20 protein-coding genes and 8 pseudogenes are annotated in these 22,511 nt (G+C 73.1%); 6 read left to right on the top strand and 22 right to left on the bottom strand.

The window, feature by feature from the left end:
- Positions 1-1,287: 1,287 nt before the first annotated feature.
- The 5 genes and pseudogenes from G5V59_RS34215 to G5V59_RS34195 all read right to left on the bottom strand — a co-directional run bounded on the left by G5V59_RS34215 (position 1,288) and on the right by G5V59_RS34195 (position 5,434).
- Positions 1,288-2,379, bottom strand: a complete 1,092-nt coding sequence (locus G5V59_RS34215) for a hemolysin family protein (RefSeq protein WP_278259413.1) — start codon at positions 2,377-2,379, stop codon at positions 1,288-1,290.
- Positions 2,283-2,963: an rRNA maturation RNase YbeY gene (gene ybeY, locus G5V59_RS34210; protein ID WP_278260239.1), complete on the bottom strand. Its 681-nt coding sequence runs from the start codon at positions 2,961-2,963 to the stop codon at positions 2,283-2,285. Before ybeY ends, G5V59_RS34215 begins: the two co-directional genes overlap by 97 nt.
- A gap of 174 nt (positions 2,964-3,137) precedes the next feature.
- A pseudogene (locus tag G5V59_RS34205) lies at positions 3,138-4,110 on the bottom strand (PhoH family protein); the annotation flags it as partial.
- Positions 4,111-4,211: 101 nt separating this feature from the next.
- Positions 4,212-4,964 carry a hypothetical protein gene (locus G5V59_RS34200; protein WP_278259412.1) on the bottom strand — a complete coding sequence of 251 codons (753 nt, stop codon included), beginning with the start codon at positions 4,962-4,964 and terminating at the stop codon, positions 4,212-4,214.
- Between the two features lie 122 nt (positions 4,965-5,086).
- Positions 5,087-5,434 (bottom strand): HIT domain-containing protein, encoded by a 348-nt coding sequence (locus G5V59_RS34195; RefSeq protein ID WP_278259411.1) that lies wholly within the window; start codon positions 5,432-5,434, stop codon positions 5,087-5,089.
- 30 nt (positions 5,435-5,464) lie between these two features.
- On the opposite strand from G5V59_RS34195, the gene G5V59_RS34190 reads away from it, so the two are divergent.
- From G5V59_RS34190 to G5V59_RS34180, 3 genes and pseudogenes are all read left to right on the top strand, one after another.
- The gene (locus G5V59_RS34190; RefSeq protein ID WP_278259410.1) at positions 5,465-6,091 is read left to right on the top strand and encodes a sigma-70 family RNA polymerase sigma factor; all 627 of its coding nucleotides are present in this window, start codon (positions 5,465-5,467) and stop codon (positions 6,089-6,091) included.
- A 294-nt stretch (positions 6,092-6,385) separates the two neighbouring features.
- Entirely contained in the window at positions 6,386-7,873 is a 1,488-nt protein-coding gene (locus tag G5V59_RS34185) for a Gmad2 immunoglobulin-like domain-containing protein (protein ID WP_278259409.1), read from the top strand.
- Positions 7,874-7,953: 80 nt separating this feature from the next.
- Positions 7,954-8,862: pseudogene (locus G5V59_RS34180) on the top strand (crosslink repair DNA glycosylase YcaQ family protein); the annotation flags it as partial.
- Between the two features lie 67 nt (positions 8,863-8,929).
- Here the strand turns inward: G5V59_RS34180 and G5V59_RS38355 are convergent.
- From G5V59_RS38355 to hrcA, 4 genes and pseudogenes are all read right to left on the bottom strand, one after another.
- Positions 8,930-9,379 carry an RsmE family RNA methyltransferase gene (locus G5V59_RS38355; protein WP_341351100.1) on the bottom strand — a complete coding sequence of 150 codons (450 nt, stop codon included), beginning with the start codon at positions 9,377-9,379 and terminating at the stop codon, positions 8,930-8,932.
- A gap of 154 nt (positions 9,380-9,533) precedes the next feature.
- Positions 9,534-9,674 (bottom strand): annotated as a pseudogene (locus tag G5V59_RS38350) (RNA methyltransferase PUA domain-containing protein); the annotation flags it as partial.
- Between the two features lies 1 nt (position 9,675).
- Positions 9,676-10,853 (bottom strand): annotated as a pseudogene (gene dnaJ, locus G5V59_RS34170) (molecular chaperone DnaJ).
- 18 nt (positions 10,854-10,871) lie between these two features.
- A pseudogene (gene hrcA, locus G5V59_RS34165) lies at positions 10,872-11,880 on the bottom strand (heat-inducible transcriptional repressor HrcA); the annotation flags it as partial.
- 157 nt (positions 11,881-12,037) lie between these two features.
- Here hrcA and G5V59_RS34160 point away from each other — a divergent pair.
- Positions 12,038-12,643 (top strand): hypothetical protein, encoded by a 606-nt coding sequence (locus tag G5V59_RS34160; protein ID WP_278259408.1) that lies wholly within the window; start codon positions 12,038-12,040, stop codon positions 12,641-12,643.
- On the opposite strand, the gene G5V59_RS34155 is transcribed toward G5V59_RS34160, so the two are convergent.
- Positions 12,616-12,768 carry a hypothetical protein gene (locus tag G5V59_RS34155; RefSeq protein ID WP_278259407.1) on the bottom strand — a complete coding sequence of 51 codons (153 nt, stop codon included), beginning with the start codon at positions 12,766-12,768 and terminating at the stop codon, positions 12,616-12,618. The genes G5V59_RS34160 and G5V59_RS34155 overlap by 28 nt on opposite strands.
- 106 nt (positions 12,769-12,874) lie before the next feature.
- On the opposite strand from G5V59_RS34155, the pseudogene G5V59_RS38345 reads away from it, so the two are divergent.
- Both G5V59_RS38345 and G5V59_RS38340 read left to right on the top strand, forming a co-directional pair.
- Positions 12,875-14,077 (top strand): annotated as a pseudogene (locus G5V59_RS38345) (DUF3097 family protein); the annotation flags it as partial.
- Positions 14,078-14,180: 103 nt separating this feature from the next.
- Complete coding sequence (locus G5V59_RS38340; RefSeq protein ID WP_341351361.1) at positions 14,181-14,645, top strand: DUF3097 family protein; 465 nt, start codon at positions 14,181-14,183, stop codon at positions 14,643-14,645.
- Here G5V59_RS38340 and G5V59_RS34140 read toward each other — a convergent pair.
- The 12 genes and pseudogenes from G5V59_RS34140 to G5V59_RS34085 form a co-directional block, all read right to left on the bottom strand.
- Positions 14,627-14,899 carry a hypothetical protein gene (locus tag G5V59_RS34140; RefSeq protein ID WP_278259406.1) on the bottom strand — a complete coding sequence of 91 codons (273 nt, stop codon included), beginning with the start codon at positions 14,897-14,899 and terminating at the stop codon, positions 14,627-14,629. The two genes, G5V59_RS38340 and G5V59_RS34140, sit on opposite strands and share 19 nt — an antisense overlap.
- Entirely contained in the window at positions 14,896-15,303 is a 408-nt protein-coding gene (locus G5V59_RS34135) for a hypothetical protein (RefSeq protein ID WP_278259405.1), read from the bottom strand. Before G5V59_RS34135 ends, G5V59_RS34140 begins: the two co-directional genes overlap by 4 nt.
- 6 nt (positions 15,304-15,309) lie before the next feature.
- Positions 15,310-15,465 carry a class I SAM-dependent methyltransferase gene (locus G5V59_RS34130; protein WP_278259404.1) on the bottom strand — a complete coding sequence of 52 codons (156 nt, stop codon included), beginning with the start codon at positions 15,463-15,465 and terminating at the stop codon, positions 15,310-15,312.
- Complete coding sequence (locus G5V59_RS34125) at positions 15,462-16,481, bottom strand: hypothetical protein (RefSeq protein WP_278259403.1); 1,020 nt, start codon at positions 16,479-16,481, stop codon at positions 15,462-15,464. Before G5V59_RS34125 ends, G5V59_RS34130 begins: the two co-directional genes overlap by 4 nt.
- A complete protein-coding gene (locus tag G5V59_RS34120; RefSeq protein WP_278259402.1) occupies positions 16,478-16,903 on the bottom strand; it encodes an adenylyltransferase/cytidyltransferase family protein in 426 nt (141 codons plus the stop codon). The genes G5V59_RS34125 and G5V59_RS34120 overlap by 4 nt, the downstream gene beginning before the upstream one ends.
- Positions 16,904-16,960: 57 nt before the next feature.
- Positions 16,961-17,338, bottom strand: coding sequence for a TM2 domain-containing protein (locus G5V59_RS34115; protein ID WP_278259401.1), 378 nt, complete (start codon positions 17,336-17,338; stop codon positions 16,961-16,963).
- Positions 17,339-17,362: 24 nt separating this feature from the next.
- Positions 17,363-18,569 (bottom strand): annotated as a pseudogene (gene hemW / locus G5V59_RS34110) (radical SAM family heme chaperone HemW).
- A 29-nt stretch (positions 18,570-18,598) separates the two neighbouring features.
- The gene (locus tag G5V59_RS38335; RefSeq protein WP_341351099.1) at positions 18,599-19,852 is read right to left on the bottom strand and encodes a hypothetical protein; all 1,254 of its coding nucleotides are present in this window, start codon (positions 19,850-19,852) and stop codon (positions 18,599-18,601) included.
- A 216-nt stretch (positions 19,853-20,068) separates the two neighbouring features.
- A complete protein-coding gene (locus tag G5V59_RS34100; protein WP_278260238.1) occupies positions 20,069-20,896 on the bottom strand; it encodes an AMP-binding protein in 828 nt (275 codons plus the stop codon).
- Positions 20,893-21,366: an AMP-binding protein gene (locus tag G5V59_RS34095; RefSeq protein WP_278259399.1), complete on the bottom strand. Its 474-nt coding sequence runs from the start codon at positions 21,364-21,366 to the stop codon at positions 20,893-20,895. Before G5V59_RS34095 ends, G5V59_RS34100 begins: the two co-directional genes overlap by 4 nt.
- A gap of 47 nt (positions 21,367-21,413) precedes the next feature.
- Positions 21,414-21,895, bottom strand: a pseudogene (locus tag G5V59_RS34090) (MOSC domain-containing protein).
- A gap of 211 nt (positions 21,896-22,106) precedes the next feature.
- Positions 22,107-22,352: a hypothetical protein gene (locus G5V59_RS34085; RefSeq protein ID WP_278260384.1), complete on the bottom strand. Its 246-nt coding sequence runs from the start codon at positions 22,350-22,352 to the stop codon at positions 22,107-22,109.
- Positions 22,353-22,511 lie beyond the last annotated feature (159 nt).

Below are 22,511 nucleotides of genomic sequence, written 5' to 3'. Positions count from 1 at the left end.
GAGAGCCTTGATCATGGGCGCATCCCACCACCCGCCGGTGAACCGGACACCGACGGTGCGCCAACACCCGGTGCGGCAGGATGGAGCCATGCCTGCCTACTGGATCAGCAACTACCGCGACGTCACCGACGAGGCGAAGATGGCGGCCTACGCCGAGTCTCGCCGGTCCTGCCCTCGTCGCGCACGGCGCCCGGTTCCTCGCCCGCGGCCTGCCGGAGCAGGTCTACGAGGCGGGGATCGAGCAGCGGGTCGTCGTCATCGAGTTCGAGAGCGTCGAGGCGGCCGTCGCCGCGCACGACTCCGCGGCCTACCGGGAGGCGCTGGACGCGCTCGGCGACGGCGCGGTGCGCGACATCCGGATCGTGCCGGGGGCCTGATGCGGCTCAAGCCGGGCCGCCCCGACATCGGGCGGTACGCCGAGCGGTTCGACGTACCGGAGGCGACCGGCTCCTTCGCCGTGACCTTCCTCGGCGTCAGCAGCCTGTTGCTCGACGACGGCGAGACGGCCCTGCTGACCGACGGGTTCTTCTCCAGGCCGTCGCTGCCGAAGGTCCTGCTACGGCCGATCGCGCCCGACGAGGCGCGCATCGACGCGGTGCTGGGGCGAGCCGGGATCGACCGGCTCGCCCTGGTGACGCCCGTGCACACCCACTTCGACCACGCGATGGACTCCGCGGCGGTCGCCGCCCGCACCGGCGCCGTCCTGGCCGGCGGCACCTCCACCGCGAACGTCGGGCACGGCGGCGGGCTCCCGGCCGACCGGGTCAGGGTCGTGACGCCCGGCGTGGCGGAGACCTTCGGCGCCTTCACGGTGACCTGGATCGAGTCCGAGCACTGCCCGCCGGACCGCTTCCCGGGGACGATCGACGCACCCGTCGTACCGCCGGTCAAGACGGGGGCCTACCGCTGCGGCGAGGCCTGGTCGATCCTCGTCGAGCACGCCTCCGGGCGCAGCGCCCTGGTCCAGGGCAGCGCCGGCTTCCGGGCCGGCTCGCTGGCCGGGCGGCAGGCCGACGTCGCCTACCTCGGCGTCGGCCAGGCTCGGCGTGCAGAGCGAGGACTACCTGCGCACCTACTGGGCCGAGACCGTCGAGACGGTGGGCGCCCGCGAGGTGGTGCTGACCCACTGGGACGACTTCTTCCGCCCCCTCGACCAGCCCCTGCGCGCGCTGCCGTACGCCGGGGACGACCTCGACGTCACGATGGGGGTCCTCGGCGACCTGGCCGCGGCGCAGGGCGTCGGCCTGCACCTCCCCACCGTGTGGCGGCGCGAGGACCCCTGGGCGCTCAGCCCTCGGTGACCGGCTGGTCGACCACCCGCGAGATCAGCACGGTGCCGATCTTGTTGCGGCGGCCGGCGGACTGCTCGGCCTCGAAGCGCAGGCCGTGGGCCTCCACGACCGAGCCGGGGATCGGGACCCGGCCGAGGTGCTTGGCGAGCAGGCCGCCGACCGAGTCGACGTCCTCCTCCTCGATGTCGAAGCCGAAGATCTCGTCCAGGTCGTCCACCGGGTAGCGCGAGGACACCCGGACCATGCCGTCGGCAGCACCGCCGATCTGCTCGACCTCGACCTCGGCCTCGTCGAACTCGTCGGTGATCTCGCCGACGATCTCCTCCAGCAGGTCCTCGATGGTGATCAGGCCGGCCGTGCCGCCGTACTCGTCGACGACGATGGCGACGTGCTGGCGCCGAGCCTGCATCTCGCGGAGCAGGTCGTCGACGGGCTTGGACTCGGGCACCCAGTGCACCGGCCGCATGACCTCCTCGACCTTCTGGGTGACCTCGATGTCGGGGTCCTCGAAGTCGCGTCGCACGACGTCCTTGAGATAGGCGAAGCCGCGCACGTCGTCGAGGTTCTCCCCGATCACCGGCATCCGGGAGAAGCCCGAGCGCAGGAACAGGGACTTGGTCTGGCGCAGGTTCTTGTGGGCCTCGATGTAGACCACGTCGCCGCGCGGGACCATCACCTCGCGCACGGTGGTGTCGCCGAGGTCGAAGACGGAGTGGATCATCTTCCGCTCGTCGGCCTCGATCAGGCTCGCTGGCCTCGGCGATGTCGACCAGGCTCGCGCAGGCTCGGTCTCGGTCTGGAAGGGCCCTTCGCGGAAGCCCCGACCGGGGGTGATCGCGTTGCCGACGGCGATGAGCAGCCGCGGCACCGGGCCGAGCACGGTCGTCAGCGCGGAGAGCGGCCATGCCGACCAGACCGCGACGCTCTCGGAGTGCTGGCGCCCGACGGTGCGCGGAGCGACGCCGATGACCACGAAGGAGACGACCAGCATCACGGCCAGGGACAGCCCGGCGCGGGCCCACCACGAGGCGTCGAGGTGGTCGTCGACGTAGAGCGTGACGACGACGATGGCAGCGATCTCGCACAACAGTCTGCAGCAGCAGCGCGGTGTTGAGGTGGCGGGGCGCGTCCTCCAGGACGGTCACCAGCCGTTTCGCGCCGCCGCGCCCCTCGGCGAGGAGCCTCCAGGGCGCGGGCGCGGGAGAAGCCCGCCAGGGCGGCATCCGCAGCGGCGAACAGCCCGGCGAGCACGACGAGGACGGCCGCTGCACCGAGCGGCCAGAGACTGTCGCCGATCATCGAGGGAGCGCGCGCCACTGCGCGAGGAGCCTGGTCCTGCAGACCGAACATCACCTTGTGCTCCTCGGGCTCCGCGTGGTCGTAGCCGAGCAGGTGCAGGATGCCGTGGGTCGTCAGCGACCCAGGCTCCGCCTGCGTGCCGTGGCCGGCGCTCTCGCCCTGCCGCTCGGCGACGGCGACGCAGAGCACCAGGTCACCGAGCACGCCCTCCTCGGGCTCCTCGTTGACCAGGCCGGGACGCAGGCTCGTCCATCGGGAAGGCCAGCACGTCGGTGGGGCCCTCCTTGTCCATCCACCGGGCGTTGAGACCCGGCGATGGTGTCCTCGTCGACGGCCTTGATGCACAGGCTCCGCGAGCGGGTGCACGCGCATCTGGTCCATCACGAAGCGCGACAGCCGGGCGAAGTGCTTCACGTCGAGGCCGCTGCCGGCCTCGTCGAGGATCTCGATGCTCACTCGGTGTCGTCCCCCTCGCCGGCCTTCGGCGCCTCGAACCGGCGCTGCTGGCGCAGGCTCGCGCTTGGCTTCCTTCTTGGCGTCGAAGTCGTCGTAGGCCGCCACGATCCGCGCGACCAGCCTTGTGCCGGACGACGTCGTGGCTGGTGAGCCGGACGAAGGCGAGGTCCTCGACGCCGTCGAGGATGTCCTCCACGATCCGCAGCCCCGAGGTGGTGCCCGAGGGCAGGTCCACCTGGGTGACGTCGCCGGTGACCACGATCTTGGAGCCGAAGCCGAGCCGGGTGAGGAACATCTTCATCTGCTCGGGCGTGGTGTTCTGCGCCTCGTCGAGGATGATGAAGGAGTCGTTGAGCGAGCGGCCGCGCATGTAGGCCAGCGGCGCCACCTCGATGGTGCCGGCGGCGAGCAGACTTCGGCACCGACTCGGGGTCGAGCATGTCGTGCAGGGCGTCGTAGAGCGGGCGCAGGTAGGGGTCGATCTTCTCGCTGAGCGTGCCGGGCAGGTAGCCCAGCCGCTCGCCGGCCTCGACCGCCGGGCGGGTGAGGATGATCCGGTTGACCTGCTTGGCCTGCAGCGCCTGCACGGCCTTCGCCATCGCGAGGTAGGTCTTGCCGGTGCCCGCCGGGCCGATCCCGAAGGTGATCGTGTGGTTGTCGATCGTCTCGACGTACCGCTTCTGGTTGAGCGTCTTGGGGCGGATCGAGCGGCCGCGGTTGCTGAGGATGTTGACCGAGAGCACCTCGGCGGGACGCTCGGAGGTCGCGGTCTGCGCGCGCAGCATCGCCTCGACGCGCTCGACGACCTCGGGCGTGATGCCCTGGCCGGTGCGCAGCAGGGCGACGAGGCTCCTCGATGAGGCTTCTCGGCGAGCTCCGACTCGTGCGGGTCGCCGCTGAGCGTGACGCGGTTGCCGCGCACGTGCACCTGGACACCGAACTGCTTCTCGATGATGCCGAGGTGCTCGTCGCCGGGCCCGAAGAGCGTGACCATGTCGATGCTGTTGGGCACCACGACGGTGTGGCGGGTGGAGCCGATGGGGGTGGGGGTGGAGTCGGTCATGGATGCCCGGTGCGGGCGGCCTTTCAGTACGACGAACGGTCGCCTCCATGCTACGGGAGCCGGCCCCACCCGCCCAGGCTCGTTTCCCCCTCGGCCGCCGCTCACCACTCCCAGCGCGCGCCGAGCGTCCCCGGCCCGAAGTCGGTCTGGCGGTGGTGGATGCTCCGCGCGCCGTCGAGCGGGACCTCCCACTCGTGGCGCAGGCCGGCCTCGGAGAAGAACAGCCACACCCGCGCCGGCACCCGGTCGGGATGGAAGCGCACCCAGACGACGGCCTCCTCGAGGCGCTGCTCGGCGGCGAAGGCGTACTCCTGGTCGAGGTCGGGCGGGGCGCCGTCGGTGTTGCGGATCTTCACCTCGGTCATCGCCGCCTCGCCCATCCGCAGCGGCCGCTCGAAGACGACCCACGTGGAGCGGATGCCGTGCTCGAGGTCCCGCACGTCCTCGACCCCGCACCCGGCGGCCGGCAGCACCACGGTGCGGTTCTCCTCGTCCTCGGCGGCAGGGCCGTGGAAGAGGGTGAAGCCGGTGACACCCTCGCGGTCGGCGACGACGAGCCTGGCGCAACCGCCCGCAGACGAGTCTCGCCGCGTTCGTTGACGTCGGCCGTGAGGTGGGCCGTCACCCGGAACACGTCGCCCTCGGTGACGGCCGGCTCGACCGTCGCGTAGCCCAGCAGCAGACTCGTCGAAGGGCACCGGATCGCCTGCCCGGCGCCGGCGCGGCCCGGGAAGCCGGTGCAGCAGGTCGTTCTCCTTGAGCCCGAGGATCGCCTCGATCTCACCGATCGCCTCGAGCGAGGGGCGCCGGTCGGGGGTGCGCTGGCCCGAGCGCCAGTACGACAGGGTGGTCAACGAGACCTTGTGCCCGCGACCCCGCAGCCGCTCGCGCAGGCTCGCTGAGGGCCATGCCCCGCCGGCGCATCGCCGCGGCGAGGGCGTCCCCGAAACCCGCCGGTGCCTCCCCCATGACCTGCTCAGCCGGGCGGCCAGGTCGACTCGCGGCCGGCGATCACGTGGCAGTGCGTGTGGAAGACGGTCTGCTGCGCGCCGGCACCGGTGTTGAAGACGAGCCGGTAGTCGTCGTACCCCTCGGCGGCGGCGACGGCGCGGGCCGTGATGGCGATCTCGGCCAGGTCGAGCGGGTCCGCGCTCGCCGTCGCGGCGGCGTTGGGCTCGTGGTGGCGGGGCACGACGAGGACGTGCAGCGGGGCCTGCGGGTTGATGTCGCGGAACGCGACGGTCCGCTCGCTGCTGTGGACGACGTCCGCGGGCACGTCCCCGGCGACGATCTTGCAGAACAGGCAGTCGGCGTCGGCGCTCACGTCGCCACCTTCCCAGATCGACCGGAACCGGTGTCAACCGTTCGGGTCACTGGGGCGTGGAACTACCGTGACGGTCCATGCGGTGCTCGGCGCTCCCCACCTCTCCCCCGGCGGTCCCGCCGCCGGGACGGCCGGGCCTGCGATGACCGACGCCGACACCGCCCTGGAGCACCTGTACGTCGCCCACTGGGACCAGACTCGTGCGCCTCTCGGTGCTCCTGGTGCGCGACCTGGGCCAGGCCGAGGAGGTGGTCCAGGACGCGTTCGTGGAGATGCACCGGCGCTGGGCGCAGGCTCGAGGACCCGGAGCGCGCGCCGGCGTACCTGCGCCGGACGGTGGTCAACCGCTCCCGCTCGGCACTGCGGCACCGCGGGGTGGTGCAGCGGCACCTGGCCCGGCAGCACCGGATCGACGAGGCGCCACCGGCCGACGAGCCGGTGCTCGCCGACAGCCGCCGGCGCGCGGTGCTCGACGCCCTGCAGCGCCTCCCCCGGCGCCAGCGCGAGGTCCTCGCGCTGCGCTACTACCTCGACCTCTCGGAGTCGGAGATCGCCGAGACCCTCGGCATCAGCAGGGGCGCGGTCAAGAGCCACGCGTCCCGCGGCAGTGCGGCCCTGCGCCCGCTGCTCGCCCCGCACCAGAAGGACGGCCTGTGATGTCCCACCCCGACGACGACCTGCGCCGGCTGCTCAGCGACGCGGTCGACGACCTGGCCCCGCACGACCGGCTCGGCGAGATCCGGCGGCGCACCGCTCCCCCGCGGCGGCGACGCCGGCCGCTCGTCGTGCTCTCCGCCGGCATCGCGACCGCCGCCGTGGTCGGCGGGATCGCCCTGGTGAGCACCCTCGGTCTGCGCGGCCACGACGAGCCCCCGGTGGCGACGGCTCCCCAGGAGGCGGTGGTCGGGACGTACTTCGTGCACCACGCGCAGGCTCTACCGCGAGTTCCAGGTGGTCGACGCCGGGCCCGACACCCAGCGCGCGCTCGCCGCCCTGCGCCGCCTCGAGACCGACGCCGGCCCGGAGGACCCCGACTACGCCACGGCCTGGCCCGACGGCGCCTTCCGCGAGGTCCGGGTCGACGGCGGCCGGATCGAGGTCCGGCTCGGGGTGGACACCGTGCCCGACCAGATCACTGGGCAGCAGGCGGTGCACACCGTGCAGGGGGTGCTGCAGTCGGTGGCGCCGGTCGTCTTCCGCGGCGCCGACGGCTCGTGGGCGGAGTACCGCCGCGACGACCGGGTGGTGGCGCCGGTCAACATCAGCGACCCCGTCGAGGGCCTCGTCGTCGCGGGGGTGCTCCCCGTCCGGGGCCGGGTCGCGCCGCACGATCCGCTGCGCACGGTGGCCTGGGAGCCTGCGCTCCGGTGGCACCACCGTCCAGGCCGGTACGACGCCCGTCGCCGACCTCACGTGGTCGATGGACCTCGACCTCGGCGGCCTGCGCCCGGGCCGCTACGTCATCAGGGTCTTCGGCGGCGACCGGCCAGCCGCCGCCGACACGCGGACCGTCACGGTCCGCTGACTCGCCGCGCCCTTCCGACAGGATCGCTCCCATGCCGACCCCCTCCGCCGTACCGCTGCGGGGCTGGCGCTCGCCCTCCTGGGCGCCGGGCTGCTCGCCGGCTGCGGCGACGACGACGAGCCCGCTCCCGCGGCGGGCAGCACCAGCGCGAGCCCGTCGGCGAGCGCACCGGAGCCCACGCCGGCGGACAAGCCGGCCGTGGTCCCCGTCTACTACGTCGGCGACACGCCGCAGGGCGACCGGCTGTTCCGGGAGTTCACCCAGGCCTCCGGCGTGGACCCGCTCGTCGCCGCGGCGGCCGCGGTCACCAGCGGCGACCCGGTGGACCCGGACTACCGCACGCTGTGGCCGAGCGGACGCCTCGCCGCGGTGAGCCGTACGACGACCGCGATCGTCGTCGACGTACCGGACCGGGCGTGGCTGGGCCGCGGCGCGCTCGACGCCGATCAGGCCACCCTGGCCGTGCAGCAGGCTCGTCTACACGCTCCAGGGCACTGCCGCGAAGCGCCTGCCGGTACGGGTCACCCTCCGCGGCAAGCCCGCCCCGACCCTGCTCGGCGTCGACGCCACCAAGGGGCTCACCGCACGCCCCGAGCCCGACGTCCTCGCCCTCGTCAACGTCACCGAGCCCGCCGAGGGCACCGCGGTCCGCGGCTCCTTCACCGCCACCGGACGGGCCAGGCTCCGCCGAGGCGACGGTGCCGTGGACGATCACCGACAGCACCGGCAAGGTCGTGCGGAAGGGCTTCGCGACCGCCGAGGGATGGGTGGACAGGCTCTACCCGTTCACGACGAAGATCGACCTCGGCGACCTCGCCCCCGGTCGCTACACCTTCACCGCGGCCACCGACGACCCGTCCGACGGAGAGGGCGACGGCCCGACCGAGGACACCAAGCGGATCACGGTCGAGTGAGGTTCACCCGCCGGCGGCTCAACCGCACGCTGCTGCTGCGCCAGCACCTGCTGGAGCGGGTGGACAGCACACCCGCCGCGATGGTCGCGCACCTGGTGGGCCTGCAGGCGCAGGAGTCGATGCCGCCGTACCTGTCCCTGGCGGCGCGGCTGCGCGCCTTCGACCCGCGCGAGGTCAGCGACGCGCTGGAGCAGCGCACGATGGCGCGGATCCTCAGCCTGCGCGACACCGTCCACCTGCACCTGCCCGGCGACGCGCTCACCGTGCCGGTCTGGGCGGCGCCGGTGCGCGACCGCGAGCCTGCGGATGAGCCAGACGATCGGCACGGCGCGCGAGGTGGACCGCGACGCGTTCGCCGACGCCGTGCGCACCGTGCTCGCCGACGGGCCGCTGCCCCAGCGTGCGCTCGGGGCGGCGCTGACCGAGCACTTCCCGGCGTACACCGCGGCGCAGGCTCGGCCAGGTGGCCCGGGTCGCCGAGATCCTGGTCCAGCCTGCCACCGCGCGGGTGCTGGAAGCCGGAGGGATCGACCGCGGTGGCCTACGACTTCGCCGAGCGCTGGCTGGGCGCGCCGCTGGGCACACCCGACGTACCGGACCTCGTGCGGCGCTACCTGCGCGCCTTCGGCCCGGCCACGGCCGCCGACGTGACGACCTGGTCCGGCATCACCCGCCTCGTGCCGGTGCTCAAGGCGATGGACGACCTCGTCCGGCACGAGGGCCCCGACGGCAAGCCGCTCTACGACGTCGAGGGCGCCCCGGTCGCGGAGGAGGACACGCCCGCGCCGGTCCGCCTGCTCGGCACCTACGACAACGTCTGGCTCTCCCACGCCGGCCGCGACCGGGTCACCGAGCCGGAGCGGCGCACCACCTGGATGGGCGTCAGCGGCGCCCGGGCGAACGCCCTCTTCGCCGACGGCTGGCTGGAGGGCCTGTGGCGGGTCGAGGACGGCAAGGTCGTGCTCGGCGAGATCCTGCGGCCGCTCTCGAGGAGGGAGAGGGGCGAGGCTCGACGAGGAGGTCGACCGGGTCGAGGCGCTGCTCGCCCGCTGAGCCTCAGCCGCCCCAGCGGGCCGTGCGGGAGAGCACTGCGGCGACGGCGGCCACCCCGGCGGTGGAGGTGCGCAGCACCTCGCTGCCCAGTCGTACGGCGACCGCGCCGGCCGCCACGAAGCCGGTCACCTCGTCCTCGGTGAGCCCACCCTCGGGGCCCACCACGACCAGGACCTCCCCGTCGTCGGGCAGCGCGAGCGCGCCCAGCGGCTCGGTGGCGTCCTCGTGCAGCACCAGGGCCACGTCGGCCTCCGCCACCAGCGCGGTGACCTCGGCGGTGCTGGCCAGCGGCACCACCTCGGGGTGCCAGGCCCGGCGCGACTGCTTGGCGGCCTCGCGCGCGGTGGCCTGCCACTTGGCGAGCGACCTCGCGGCACGCTCGCCCTTCCAGACCGCGACGCTGCGGGCAGCCGCCCACGGCACGATCCGCGCGACGCCGATCTCGGTGAGCACCTCGACCGCCAGGCTCGCCGCGCTCGCCCTTCGGCAGCGCCTGCACGACGGTGACCCGCGGGCGCGGCTCGGCGAGGTCCTCGACCGCCGTCGCCACCACGGTGAACGACCGCTTGCTCGTCTCGCTGACCTCGCCGGTCACCAGCCGGCCGGAGCCGTCGGTGAGCAGCAGCGCCTCCCCGACCCGCAGGCGTCGTACGACGACGGCGTGGTGGGCCTCGTCGCCCTCCACCCTCACCGCGTCACCCGGTGTCACACCGAGCAGCGACGGGACGAGGTGCTGCGGGAGGGTCATCTCAGTGGGCGGTGAACGCGTCGCGGAGCCGGCCGAAGACGGACTTGTGCGCCGGGCGCACGTCACCGGTCGGCTGCTCCTCGCCGCGGATCGCGGCCAGGCTCGCGCAGCAGCTCCTCCTGGCGCGGGTCCAGCCGGGTCGGGGTCTCGACGGCGATCGCGACGACGAGGTCGCCGCGCCCGCCGCGCAGGCCGGGCACGCCCCTGCCGCGCAGCACCACCTCGTGGCCCGACTGGGTGCCGGCCGGGATGGGCAGACTCGAAGGCGGTCTCCAGCCCGGCGTCCTCGGCGTCGGGCAGGTCCGCCTCCAGGGTCGGCATCTGGATCGTCGTGCCCAGCGCGCCCGCGGTCATCGGCACCGAGACCGTGCAGTGCAGGTCGTTGCCGTGCCGGGAGAACGTCGGGTGCGCGGCGACGTGGATCTCGACGTAGAGGTCGCCGGCGGGGCCTCCGCCGGGGCCGACCTCGCCCTGCTCGCTGAGCCTGGACGCGGGTGCCGGTGTCGACGCCCGCGGGGATCTTCACGGTCAGCGAGCGGCGCGAGCGGACCCGGCCGTCACCCGCGCACTCGCGGCAGGGGTCCGGGATGATCGAGCCGTAGCCGCGGCAGGCCGCGCACGGGCGCAGGGTGCGGATCTCGCCCAGGAAGGAGCGCTGCACGTGCGCGACCTCACCGGCGCCGCGACAGGTCTCGCAGGGCACCGGCTGGCTGCCCGGGGCCGCGCCGTCCCCGCCGCAGGTGGTGCAGCGCACGGCGGTGTCGACCTTGAGCTCGCGGGAGACGCCGAAGGCCGCCTCGGCGAGATCGACCTCCAGCCGGATGAGCGCGTCCTGGCCGCGTCGTACGCGGGGACGGGGGCCGCGGCCACCGGCGCCCCCGGGCCGCCCTGGCCGCCGAAGAAGGCGTCCATGATGTCGGTGAAGGAGAAGCCGGCACCCTGGCCGCCGCCGAAGCCACCGCCGAACGGGTCGCCGCCGCGGTCGTAGGAGGCGCGCTTCTGCGGGTCGGAGAGGATCTCGTAGGCCGCGGTGACCTGCTTGAACCGCTCCTGGCTCTCCTCGTCGGGGTTGACGTCGGGATGCAGCCTGCCGGGCCAGCCTTGCGGTAGGCCTTCTTGATGGTGTCGGCGTCCGCGTCGCGGGCCACACCGAGCAGACTCGTAGAGGTCTTGACTCACTTCTCTTCTTCTCAGGCTCTCGTCGAGGATGCGCGAGACGTAGCGCGCCACCGCGCGCACCGCCGCCATCGTTCCTGGGTAGTCCATCCGGGTGGGGCCGACGATCCCGAGCGACGCCAGGGCGTCGTCGGGGCCGTAGCCGGTCGCCACGACGCTCGTCGAGGACAGCGACTGATAGGGGCCCTCGGCGCCGATCCGCACCGTCACCGCGCCGCCCGTGGTCGCCTCGCCGAGCAGGCTTGAGCAGCACCACCTGCTCCTCCAGCGCCTCGAGCAGGGGGCGTACGGAGGTCTCGAAGGCTGTCGCCGAACCGGGCCAGGTTGGCGGTGCCGCCGACCATGATCCGCTCGTCGGAGCGGTGGTCGCTCATCGCCTCGACCAGGGCCTCGACGACCGCCTGGGTCGCGTCCGGGGCGTCCTCGCGGACGAGGTCGCCGAGCGCGGTGGCCGCGTCGCCGATGACCTCGCCGGTCGCGGCCAGGTTGACCCGTGAGCGCAGGGCCGCGAGGTCCTCCTCGGCCGACTCGGCGTCGGTACTCGACGTGCCGCTGCTCGACCCGGCCGGTGCTGAGGATGAGCACGAGCAGCAGCCGGGTCGGGGTGAGCGCGACGATCTCCACGTGCCGCACGGTGGAGCGCGAGAGCGTGGGGTACTGCACGACGGCGACCTGCCGGGTCAGCCTGCGCGAGCAGGCGGACCGAGCGGTGCACCACGTCGTCGAGGTCGACCGCGCCGTCGAGGAAGCTCGCGATCGCGCGCCGCTCGGCGACCGTCGTCGGCTTGACGGTGGAGAGCCGGTCGACGAAGAGCCGGTAGCCCTTGTCGGTCGGCACCCGGCCGGCGCTGGTGTGCGGCTGGGTGAGGTAGCCCTCGTCCTCCAGCGCCGCCATGTCGTTGCGGATGGTCGCGGGCGAGACGTTGAGGCTGTGCCGCTCGACCAGGGCCTTGGAGCCGACCGGCTCCTCGGTCGAGACGTAGTCCTCGACGATGGCGCGCAGCACGGCGAGCCGACGCTCCTCCTGCATGCCGCCTCCTCGCACCTCTGGCACTCCACTGACCGGAGTGCCAAGCCTACCCACCACTCCCCCGATCGGCAGGACCGGCGAGACACTGCTTTGCTCGGGTCGAGGAGTAGGTTAGGCTCACCTAAACAGGCTCGATCACTCGACCAAGGGAGACGGCATGTCCCTCGACCCCGGCATCCACGCCGGCCGCACCGACGTCCAGCGCCCGGCCGCCGCGGCCCGCAGCATCCTGGCCTGCCCGTCCGACGTACGGCTGGTGGTCGACGGGATCGACGACGTCACCGAGGGCCTCGCCGACGCGCACCTGGAGATGCAGGAGCAGGAGGGCCGCCCGGTCTTCTCCTGCCCCGCGGACGCCGCCCTGGCGATCGCCGCCACCGACGGGCGCGGCGCGCTGCTCACCCTGCACAGCGGGCTGGGCCGGCCCGGCTCCGCGGAGCGCGCGGCGACGCTGACCCTGTCCGGCCGGCTCGAGGCGGCCGGCCTCGAGGAGTGCGAGTGCTGCAGCGAGGTCCGGGTGCGGGTGCTGCTGCACCTCGACTTCGCCCTGCTCGCCCGGCCCGGCCACGGACCCGACGAGGCCCGGATCCGGGTGCCGCTGGCGGCGTTCACCGCGCCCGGGCTCGAGCTCAACCGCGGCTTCCTGCAGCGCTCGACCGAGCACGCCAACCAGTGCCACCAGGACGAGCCTGCGCCGCGCCATCGCCACCCGCACCGGCACCCGCCTCGGCGAGGTCATCGGGGTCCAGGCTCACCGGCCTGAGCGCCTCCGGCGTCCTCCTGCAGTGGGTCGACGTCAGCGGCTCGCACCAGGCCGAGCCTGCGCTTCCCGCGACCCGCACGGACCGCGCCCGAGCTCGGCGAGCCTGCTCCGCACCGAGCCTCCACGCCGGCCTCTGCTGAGTTGCATGGGCCGAGCCCCCTGGGCCGGGCGGCTCTCCGGAGCGGTCTCTGAGCCGACGCACCGGGCGCGTCGGCCCGTTACGGTGGGCGGATGCCGTTCACCGAGGTCGCCGACCGGGTCTGGGTCCGCCGCGAGCCGTCGTACGACGTCAACCTGATCGCCATCGGGGGCGAGCGCGGCATCGTCGTGGTCGACACCCTCGCCACCGCCGCGCAGGCGCGGGCCGCGATCGCGGCCATCGGCGACCTCGGCGCGGGCTCCGTGGTCGCGGTCGTCAACACCCACGACCACTTCGACCACGTGCTCGGCAACGCCACCTTCCGCGAGCGGTACGACGACCCGCCGGTCCACGCGACCGAGGAGGCCGCCGCGCGGACCGATCCCGCCGCTCCCCCGGCCGAGACGACCTTCTCCAGCGCGGCCGTGATCGACCTCGGCGACCGCCAGGTCGAGCTCGTCCACCCCGGCCGGGGCCACACCGCCGGCGACCTGGTCGTCCGGGTCCCCGACGCGGACGTGCTCCTGGTGGGCGACCTGGTCGAGGAGTCCGCGCCGCCGTCGATCGGCACCGACTCGTGGCCGCTGGAGTGGCCGCAGACCCTGGACCTGGTGCTCGGCCTCGCGACCGCGTCGACCGTCGTCGTACCGGGGCACGGGAAGGTGGTGGACCGCCAATTCGTGGAGCGGCAGTGCGACGACCTCCGTGCGGTGGCGGAGACCCTGCGCGAGCCTGGCGGCGCGCGGGGTGCCGGAGGCGGAGGCGCTGGCGTCGGCGCAGTGGCCCTTCCCCGACGAGGCACTGCACCACGCCATCCAGCGGGCCTACGCCACGCTCCCCCGGGCGCGCCGCCAGGCTCCCCCTCGCCTGAGCGTCGTACCGGACATCCTGGTCGTCGATCGGGCCGGATCACGACCAGAATGTGCGGTGCCACGTGTGTCAGGAGCCCTCGCACGACCGCGCCGCGCCTAGGCTGGTCCGTCGTGGATCGCTACGGGACCGACGTGCTGTCGGGAGACTGGAAGGCCCCGAAGCGGGGGCGCGCCGTGGAGACGCCGGCTGACCTCGGCCTGGTCGTCGAGGAGGTCACCACCGACTGGTGCGGTGAGATCGTGGCCGTGGACCGGGACCTGCACGTGCTGACCCTGGAGGACCGGCGCGGCAAGCGTCGCACCTTCCCGCTGGGGACGGGCTTCCTGCTGGAGGGCAAGCCCGTGGTCCTCACCGCGCCGATCACGCAGAAGGGCCCGGAGAAGCCGACCCGCACCGCCAGCGGCTCGATCGCCGTGCACGACGCGAAGGCGCGGGTCGCCCGGGCGAGCCGGATCTTCGTCGAGGGCCGGCACGACGCCGAGTCTGGTCGAGAAGGTCTGGGGCGACGACCTGCGGATCGAGGGCGTGGTGGTGGAGTACCTCGGCGGCGTCGACGACCTCGCCGACCACCTGCGCGACTTCAAGCCCGGCCCGAACCGCCGGGTCGGCGTGCTCGTCGACCACCTGGTCGCCGGCTCCAAGGAGAGCCGGATCGCCCAGGGCATCATGAAGTCTCCGGTGGGCAAGGACGTGCTGATCGTCGGGCACCCGTTCATCGACATCTGGCAGGCGGTCAAGCCCGAGCGGCTGGGGTTCGCCGCCTGGCCGAAGGTGCCCAAGGGCATCGACTGGAAGAGGGGCACCTGCCAGCGACTCGGCTGGCCGCACCGCGACCAGGCCGACATCGCCCGGGCGTGGAAGCACGTGCTCGGTGGTGTCCGCGGCTTCCAGGACCTCGACCCTGCCCTGCTCGGGCGGGTCGAGGAGCCTGATCGACTTCGTGACGAGTCCCTAGGTCCCGGCCGCAGGGCTCAGAGGCCCTGCTTGTAGCGGGCCAGCACCTCGTCGACCTTCGCCTGGTCGCGCGCCTCCAGCGGGATCAGCAGACTCGGCGACGACGTCGGTGAGACCCGGCGATGCGCCGGTTGAGCCTGGCGGTTCTCCTGCACCTCGGCCTCCAGGGCCGCGACCCGGTCCAGCAGGGTGCTGCGGCTGCCGCGGTTGCGGATCCGCTCCACGACCGGCGCGGGCAGGTGCTCGCGGGCCTGGGCGCGGATCCTGGTCCTGATCTCGTGGGTGCTCATCGGGTCCCCCTCGGGGTGTGGGTGGTACGAGCGGGCCAGGCGGCCCGGATCCGGCAGACGACGGGGTCGAAGGTGCCCAGCATGTCCTCGCCCGGTACGACGATCGCCTGCTCCACCACGCCTCCCGAGGCCTCGATGGCCGCACGCACCCGCTCCGGGTCGACCCGGCGGACCAACCCGTCCGGGGCGCCCGGCGTTCCGGCGGCCCCGTCGGGGGCGCCGTGGGCCGCCGAGAATTCCAGGAACAAGCTTTGCCGCCGCCGGGCCGCAGCGCCATCCGGGCGAGCGTCCAGAGCCTGGCCCTGAGCGGCCTCGTCGAGGCAGCCCAGCAGGTGCCGGGCGTAGAGGTGGCGCGGGTCGCGGGCCAGGCGCGCGCCGTGGCTCAGGGTGGATCGCAGGCTCACCGAGGATCAGCCTGCTCGGTGCGCACCGCGAGCCTGGGCACGCGCGGCCTTGCGGCGCACCTGTCCCACACCGCCACGGGAGAAGTCCAGCGCCTCGGTGCGGTGCCCCCGCTGGGCGAACCACAGGGCGTCGCGGCCGGTGCCGGTGCCGAGGTCGCTCACGCCGAGGTCACCGGTCCTGGGGCTCGACCCAGCGTGCGAACGCCGACGGCGCGGTGTCGACCGCGCGGGCACCAGGGCCGTTGAGGAAGCCGGTCCACAGGCCCATCTCGCTGCGGAAGCCGCGCAGCCAGCCGTCGAGGCGTCGTACGCCGGCGGCGGGGTCGGCGTAGCGGAAGGAGGGGTCGGGCGTGCGCCAGTCGGGGCCGTAGAGGAAGGCCAGCATCGCCTCCGGGTCGCGCGGCGCCGGGAAGGAGAAGCCGTGCAGACTCGATCGTCGAGAACGGCTCGATCGCGGAGCGCGGCAGGTCGCCGCTGCGATTGCCGAGCCTGGAAGAAGGTGCCCTCGACGTGGAAGGCCACGAAGACGTCGATGTGGCAGGTGCGGCCGTCGGAGAGCGGCAGCAGCAGACTTGATGTCCCCACCCGACATGCGCAGCAGGTTCCAGCCCTGGGCCCGCATGGCCCGGGTGATCCGGTAGGACTCGGCGATGATGTCGGCCGGCGAGCCTGTGGTCGGAGAGGTAGCACAGGTCGGTGTCGGAGTCGTGGGCCAGCATCCGGCCCTCGCGGAAGGCACCGAGCAGCGCGCCGTAGTTGAGGTAGGCGTTCACCCCGCCGTGCACGAGCAGGTCGTTGACCGCGCGCTGGGTGCCGGCCAGGATCTCCTCGCGCACCGTCTCGGCGGTCGCCTCGAAGGAGCGGGTCAGGTGACCGACCTTGTCCACGCACAGCCGGTTGCCGGCTCGGTCCACGACCGCGAGGTTGCCCTCGCCGTCGCCGAGGACAGCCTCGTCGTCGTAGAGGACCTGGTCGCCGGTGGTGTCGGCCACGCGCACCCGCCCCCGGCCGGAGAGGTAAGGGCGCAGCACGCCCGGCCACGGCACGAGCACCTCGGCGCCCTGCCGCACCCCGTCGCGCTCGGGAGTGAGGGACCACACGTAGTGCCCGTCGATCTCCACGAGGAAGGGGCGCGTCGTCGACGGCAGCAGCAGGCCGTCGTCGGAGACGACCGTCATGACGCCCCGCGGTGCGCGAGCGCCTTGCGCAGCGCGGTGGAGGAGGTCTGCAGGGTGTAGGGGAAGTAGGTGACCTCGACGCCGAGCGCCGCCATCTCCTGCTCCAGGCGCAGGCCCTTGGCGGTGCCTTCCCAGTCGTCACCCTTGAAGATCCGGTGGAATCCCACGTCGCGCCACGAGTCGGTCTTGCTCGGGGTCTCCTCGGCGTAGACCGCGTCGACGATGCCGATGGCCTCGACGATCTCCAGCCGCTCGGCGAGCGGGACGGTCGGCTGCACACCCTTGGTCTCCAGGCACACCTCGTCGGCGACGACGCCGGCGACCAGCACGTCGCACCACTGGCGCGCCTGGCGCAGGGCGTTGAGGTGACCGATGTGGAACAGGTCGAAAGCACCCGGCACGTAGCCGATCACGGGACCCATCGCAGCCTCCTTGGAGCGCGCCGACCGTCGACGCGAAAGGCTACTGTATCACTAGAGTTAAGTGCCTATGACATCGGGCGTCGTCTGCGCGTCGCCGAGGCGCACCGGCACGCTCAGCGCAGGGGGCGTCCCTGGGCGTCCCGCGGGTTGCCGACGAGCAGGACGATGCCGTCGATGAACGGCCAGATCGAGCCGATGCCGCACGTCACCAGGGTGACGAGCAGCCTGCGCGATCCCGGTGCCCTTGTCGCCGATGTAGAACCGGCCGATGCCGAAGGGCAGCAGGATCTGCAGGACCCCGGCGATCACCTTCTGCTTGTCGGAGTACGGGATCCCGGTGACCGGGTCCACGCCGAACGGCGCGGCCGGGCTGGCGCCGTACGGCGAGGGGGGCGGCGCCCCGTAGGGCTGGTACGGCGGCTGCTGGTCGGACATGGCCCCGAGCCTAGCCGCGCGCGCTCAGCCGAGCAGGGTGCGCACCACGCCGTCGGCCAGGAGCCGGCCGCGCGGGGTGAGCACCACCCGGTCGGTGCGCTCCTCGACCAGGCCGTCGGCGACCAGCCCCGGGAGCATCGAGGCGTCGTCGAGGACCGCGGCGTCCGGGCCGCTGCGCAGCCGGACCTCCAGCAGCACCCGCTCCACCCGCCGGGTCTCGGCGTCGAGCAGGCTCGCGGGCGTGGGCCGGGCTCTGCCCGGCGGCCAGCCGGCCGGCGTACGCCGCGGGGTGCTTGACGTTCCACCAGCGCACCCCACCGACGTGGGAGTGCGCGCCCGGCCCGATCCCCCACCAGCCGGCGCCCGACCAGTAGCCCAGGTTGTGCCGGCACCGGGCGGCGTCGTCGCGCGCCCAGTTGGAGACCTCGTACCACCCCAGGCCGGCTTCGCGCAGCCGCTCGTCGGCCTGGACGTACTTGTCGGCGAGGTCGTCGTCGTCGGGCATCGGCGACTCACCGCGGCGGACCCGGCGGGCCAGGGCGGTGCCGTCCTCCACGATGAGGGAGTACGCCGAGACGTGGTCCGGCGCGCAGGCGAGAGCGGCCTCCAACGTGGTCTCCCACTCCTCGGCGCTCTCCCCCGGCGTGCCGTAGATCAGGTCCAGGCTGATCTGCTCGAAGCCCGCCGCGCGGGCCGCCTCCACCACGCGCGGGACCCGCTCGGGGTCGTGGGTGCGGTCCAGCACGGCGAGCACGGAGGGGACCGCCGACTGCATCCCGAAGGAGATCCGGGTGTAGCCCGCCTCGCGCAGCGCGGTGAGCGAGGCGAGGTCGACGGAGTCCGGGTTGGCCTCCGTGGTCACCTCGGCGCCGGGCGCCAGGCCGAGCTCGTCGTCGATCGCGCGCAGCATCCGGCCCAGGTCGGCGGCGGGCAGCAGGGTGGGCGTGCCGCCGCCGAGGAAGACCGTGTCGACGGGCCGCTCCCGCTCACCGAGCACCCGGCGGGCCAGCCGGACCTCCGCGACTGCCTGGTCGGCGTACGACGCCCGGGAGACCCCGGGCCCGAGCTCCTGGGCCGTGTAGGTGTTGAAGTCGCAGTAGCCGCAGCGCACCGAGCAGAACGGGACGTGGACGTAGAACCCGAACGGGCCGTGCTCCACCTCGCCCAGCGCCACATCGGGGAGGGACCCGTCCGGCGGCGCGGGATCCCCCTCGGGCAATGCGGACGGCACGGGGCCATCCTCTCAGGTCGCCGCCCGGGTCAGACCGGCACGTTGAGCGTCACGGTGTAGCCCTCGTCGACCGAGCCGGTGACCTTGGCCAGCCTGGAGCGAGTAGCCGTCGCCGAAGATGCCGTCGGAGTCGAGCGAGAGCCTGCTTCAGGTTGGTCACGCTCTGCTCGTAGCCCTCGGTGGCGTAGACGTCGTCGCAGGTCTCCTCGGGCAGGGCGAGCCTGCGAGGTGCGCAGACTTCTCCTGGCCCGAGGTGGCCTTCGCCAGGCTCTCGTAGACCTCGAAGTGCATGTGCGGCCAGCGCCCGGAGTAGCACGCCGGGAAGATCGTGGTGAAGGCTCAGGCTCGCCGTTGGCATCGGCCTCCTGGACGCCGCGCAGGTAGTTCTCGTCCGCGATCGCGTCGTCGTACATCGAGTAGCGGCCCTCGCGGTCGCAGTGCCACAGGTAGACCGCGGCGCCGGCGAGCGGGGTGATCTCGTCGCCGTTGAGGTCGTAGACCTTGAGCCGACGGTCGCCGGGACCCCCGCCGCGACGCCGGAGGCATCGCCGAAGCCTGGAGGTGATGTCGCTGCGCACGACGCCCGACTCGCTCAGCACGTCGGGCCCGTTGCTGCCGTCGCCCGGGTAGGGGCCGGCCGTCTCCTCGGGGATCTCCCCCTCGGCGACCTGGACGCTGCTGTCGGCGCCCATGGCGCCACCGGCCGGCGGTGGCGTGCCGCTGCCCGGCTCCGCGGCGGCTGACGAGGCGTCCGCCGCCGTGCTCGTGGTGTCGCCGGAGCCGCAGGCGGTCAGCGCCGCCGCGGCGCCCACGCCGCCCAGGAGCCCGAGCAGCCCGCGACGCGCCATGATCCTCGGCAGGTCGTGGGACAGCCCGAGGTCGTGCTCTTCGGTCTCGTCAGCGTGCGTGTGGTGGCTCATGCCCCGAGTCTCGGGGCCGACCCTGTGCGCCTGCTGTGTCAGCCGTAGAAGGAGGCGATGAGGTCCTTGTTGTTGGCCTCGACCACGTTGCGCTTGACCTTGAGCGAGGGCGTCAGCTCGCCCGACTCGATGCTCAGGTCGTGGTCGAGGAGCCTTCCACTTCTTGACCGTCTCCCAGCGGTTGAGCCTGGGCGTTGAGCCTGCTCGACGTACGCGCCGATCATCGCCTGCACCGCCTCGTCGCGGACCAGGCTCGGTGTAGGTCTTGCCCGCCTTGCCGTTCTCCTCGGCCCAGCCCGCAATCGCGTCCGGGTCGACGGTGACCAGCGCGGAGACGAAGTTCCGCTCCGCGCCGAAGACCATGAACTGGCTGGCGTAGGGACAGATCGCCTTGAACTTGGCCTCGATGGCCGGCGGGGCGATGTACTTGCCGCCGGAGGTCTTGAAGAGCCTCCTTGATCCGGCCGGTGATCGTCAGGAAGCCGTCGGCGTCGAGCTCGCCCTTGTCACCGGTGCGCAGCCAGCCGTCGGCGGTGAGCGCCTCGGCGGTCGCGTCCTCGCGTTTGTGGTAGCCGGCCATCACGTGCGGGCCCTTGAGCCTGGACCTCGCCGCCCTCGCCGATGCGGACCTCGGTGCCCGGGAAGGGCTGGCCGACGGTGCCGAGCTTTGTAGGCGTCGGGGTGGTTGACGGTCGCGCCGGCGGCGTTCTCGGTCATCCCGTAGCCCTCGAGGATGAGGACGCCCGCGGCGTGGAACCACGCGGCGATGTCGGCGTTGAGCGCCGCGGAGCCGGAGATGAAGAACTTCACCCGGCCACCGAAGCGCTCGCGGACCTTGCTGAACACCAGGCTTGTCGAACAGGCCGTGCTGCAGGCGCAGCGGCAGCGGGACCGGCTTGCCGGCGAGCCTCCAGCGCGTCGACCTTGGTGCCGACCTCGAAGGCCTTCTTGAAGATCTTCTCCTTGGCGCCGCCCTCGGCCGCCTGCATGGTGACGATCCGGGCGTGCGCCTTCTCGAAGATGCGGGGCGCGGCGCCCATGAAGGTCGGCTTCACGATGCCCAGGTTGTCGACGATCTTGTCGACCCGGCCGTCGATCGCGGTCGCGAAGCCGCACGCGAGCCTGGGTGGAGAGCAGCACCTTGCCGAAGGAGTGCGCCATCGGCAGCCACAGGAACTGCAGGTCGTCCTCGTGCAGGATGTCCTGCGCCTTGATCGCCTCGCCCTCGAAGACCCACGCCTTGTGCAGCGTGCGCACGCCCTTGGGCTTGCCGGTGGTGCCGGAGGTGTAGATCAGGGTGGCCAGGCTGGTCGGGCTCGATGCCCTGGGCCACCTCGTCGACCGCGTCCGGCTTGTCCGCCAGGAGGGCGTCGCCGCGCTCGGCGAGACCTGGTCGAGCGAGATCACCCAGTCCCCGTCGGCCAGGGTGGGGTCGAAGGAGACGACCGTGCCGAGCGCGGGCGACTCGGTGCGGTGGTCGCGCAGGCTTCTGCAGCCTGGTCGGCGTCCTCGGCGAAGACGATGCGGCACTCGGAGTCGCCGACGATGTACGCCGTGTCCTCACCGCCCGTCGAGGGGTAGACCGTCGTCGTGGCTCCTCCGGCGCACATGACGGCGAGGTCGGCCAGGATCCACTCGTAGCGGGTCGAGGAGGCGATGCCGACGCGCTGCTCGGGCTCCAGGCCGAGCGCGAGCAGGCCGGCTGCCAGGCGTCGTACCCGGTCCCCGGCCTGGCGCCACGTCACGGACTCCCAGGCATCACCGCGGGGGAAGCGGAAGGCCTCCCGGCTCGCGCTCTGCTCCACCCGGTCGAGGAACTGCACGGCGCAGTTCTTCGGCAGGTTCTGGAGGAAGTTCGTGTCGTGATTGATGGGCATGACGCTCCTGCATGCTCGTCCGAGACCGGCGCTGACTGATCAGTAACCTAGATCACCGGCCCAGCGCTCGGTAGGGAAGCCTGCACTACGGGACGAAAGCGTCGACCTTCGCACGCACCTTGGCGGGCAGGCTCTCCACCACACGCAGGCTCCGGGAGCCGGCTGCGGTCGAGGTTCAGCGCGACGAACAGGTCACGCACGGTGACCCCGTGGCCCGGGCGGTGCACGACGACGATCTCGTCGCCCGCGGCGATGGTGCCCGGCCGGAGCACCCGCAAGTAGGGCCCCGGGCGCAGCGCCCGGGCGAACCTCTTCACCCACGCGGTCGTGTCGTAGCCGGTCTCCCCCATCCAGCCCTTGAAGTCGTTGCACGGCGTGCGCACGTGGGCCACCTCGAACAGGGCGGTGCCGATCTCGAGGCGGGTGCCGAGCTCCAGCGCGTTGAGGTCGATCCCCTCGGTGGTGAGGTTCTCGCCGAGCCTGGCCGTCGCGGATCGGGCGGCCCAGGCTCGGCCTCCCAGAAGTCCACGTCCTCACGGGCATAGGCGTAGACCGCTTGGTCCGGGCCGCCGTGGTGGAGGGTGTCGGAGACCTGGTCGCCGTCGATGCCGAGCACGTGGACCTCGACCGGGCCGGTGACCTGGCGCTTGTCGATGGACGTGTGGCCGATCTTGGCCCACTCCTTGTCCTGGGGACGACCGACGCTGACGCTGAGAACGGTGGGCACGAGGAGATTGTGCCTAGTCCTGCACGGCCTTGGCGACCGATATGCAGGCCGTCACGTGCTCCCGCTCCTCGGCGCTGAGCGCGCGTCCGGCCCGGACGGCGTCCTCGTGCGCCCAGTGCGCGTTGAGCACCGAGCGCACCACCACCCAGGCCCGGGCCCGGTCCTCGTCGAAGCCGGCGGCGTCGACGAGGGTGTGGAAGCGACGCCGGATCCCGTCCCGCACGGCGCCGGCGTACTCGTCGTACCGGTCGCGGAGCATCGGCTCCAGGCTCGTAGTGCGGGTCGCCGTTGGTGGGCTTCGGGTCGATCGCCAGCCACGCGGCCTCGCCGTGCCGCTCCCCCTGCAGGACGTTGGCGTAGTGCAGGTCGCCGTGCAGCACGGCCGTCGCCGGCTCCGCCGTCAGGCTCCCGGGCCAGG

It is taken from the genome of Nocardioides convexus (genome assembly GCF_011090295.1).
Note: the sequence above shows the minus strand (reverse complement) of the source record. Positions and strands in the feature narration are given on the sequence as shown.

What these genes read in the sequence shown, in the direction of transcription:
- G5V59_RS34095 (WP_278259399.1), bottom strand. Translation starts at nt 21,366, where the DNA reads ATGCCCATCAATCACGACACGAACTTCCTCCAGAACCTGCCGAAGAAC.
- G5V59_RS38335 (WP_341351099.1), bottom strand. Translation starts at nt 19,852, where the DNA reads ATGGTCTTCGGCGCGGAGCGGAACTTCGTCTCCGCGCTGGTCACCGTC.
- G5V59_RS34085 (WP_278260384.1), bottom strand. Translation starts at nt 22,352, where the DNA reads ATGCTCCGCGACCGGTACGACGAGTACGCCGGCGCCGTGCGGGACGGG.
- G5V59_RS34115 (WP_278259401.1), bottom strand. Translation starts at nt 17,338, where the DNA reads ATGTCCGACCAGCAGCCGCCGTACCAGCCCTACGGGGCGCCGCCCCCC.
- G5V59_RS34125 (WP_278259403.1), bottom strand. Translation starts at nt 16,481, where the DNA reads ATGACGGTCGTCTCCGACGACGGCCTGCTGCTGCCGTCGACGACGCGC.
- G5V59_RS34120 (WP_278259402.1), bottom strand. Translation starts at nt 16,903, where the DNA reads ATGGGTCCCGTGATCGGCTACGTGCCGGGTGCTTTCGACCTGTTCCAC.
- ybeY (WP_278260239.1), bottom strand. Translation starts at nt 2,963, where the DNA reads ATGCGCGTGCACCCGCTCGCGGAGCCTGTGCATCAAGGCCGTCGACGA.
- G5V59_RS34140 (WP_278259406.1), bottom strand. Translation starts at nt 14,899, where the DNA reads ATGAGCACCCACGAGATCAGGACCAGGATCCGCGCCCAGGCCCGCGAG.
- G5V59_RS34160 (WP_278259408.1), top strand. Translation starts at nt 12,038, where the DNA reads ATGTCCCTCGACCCCGGCATCCACGCCGGCCGCACCGACGTCCAGCGC.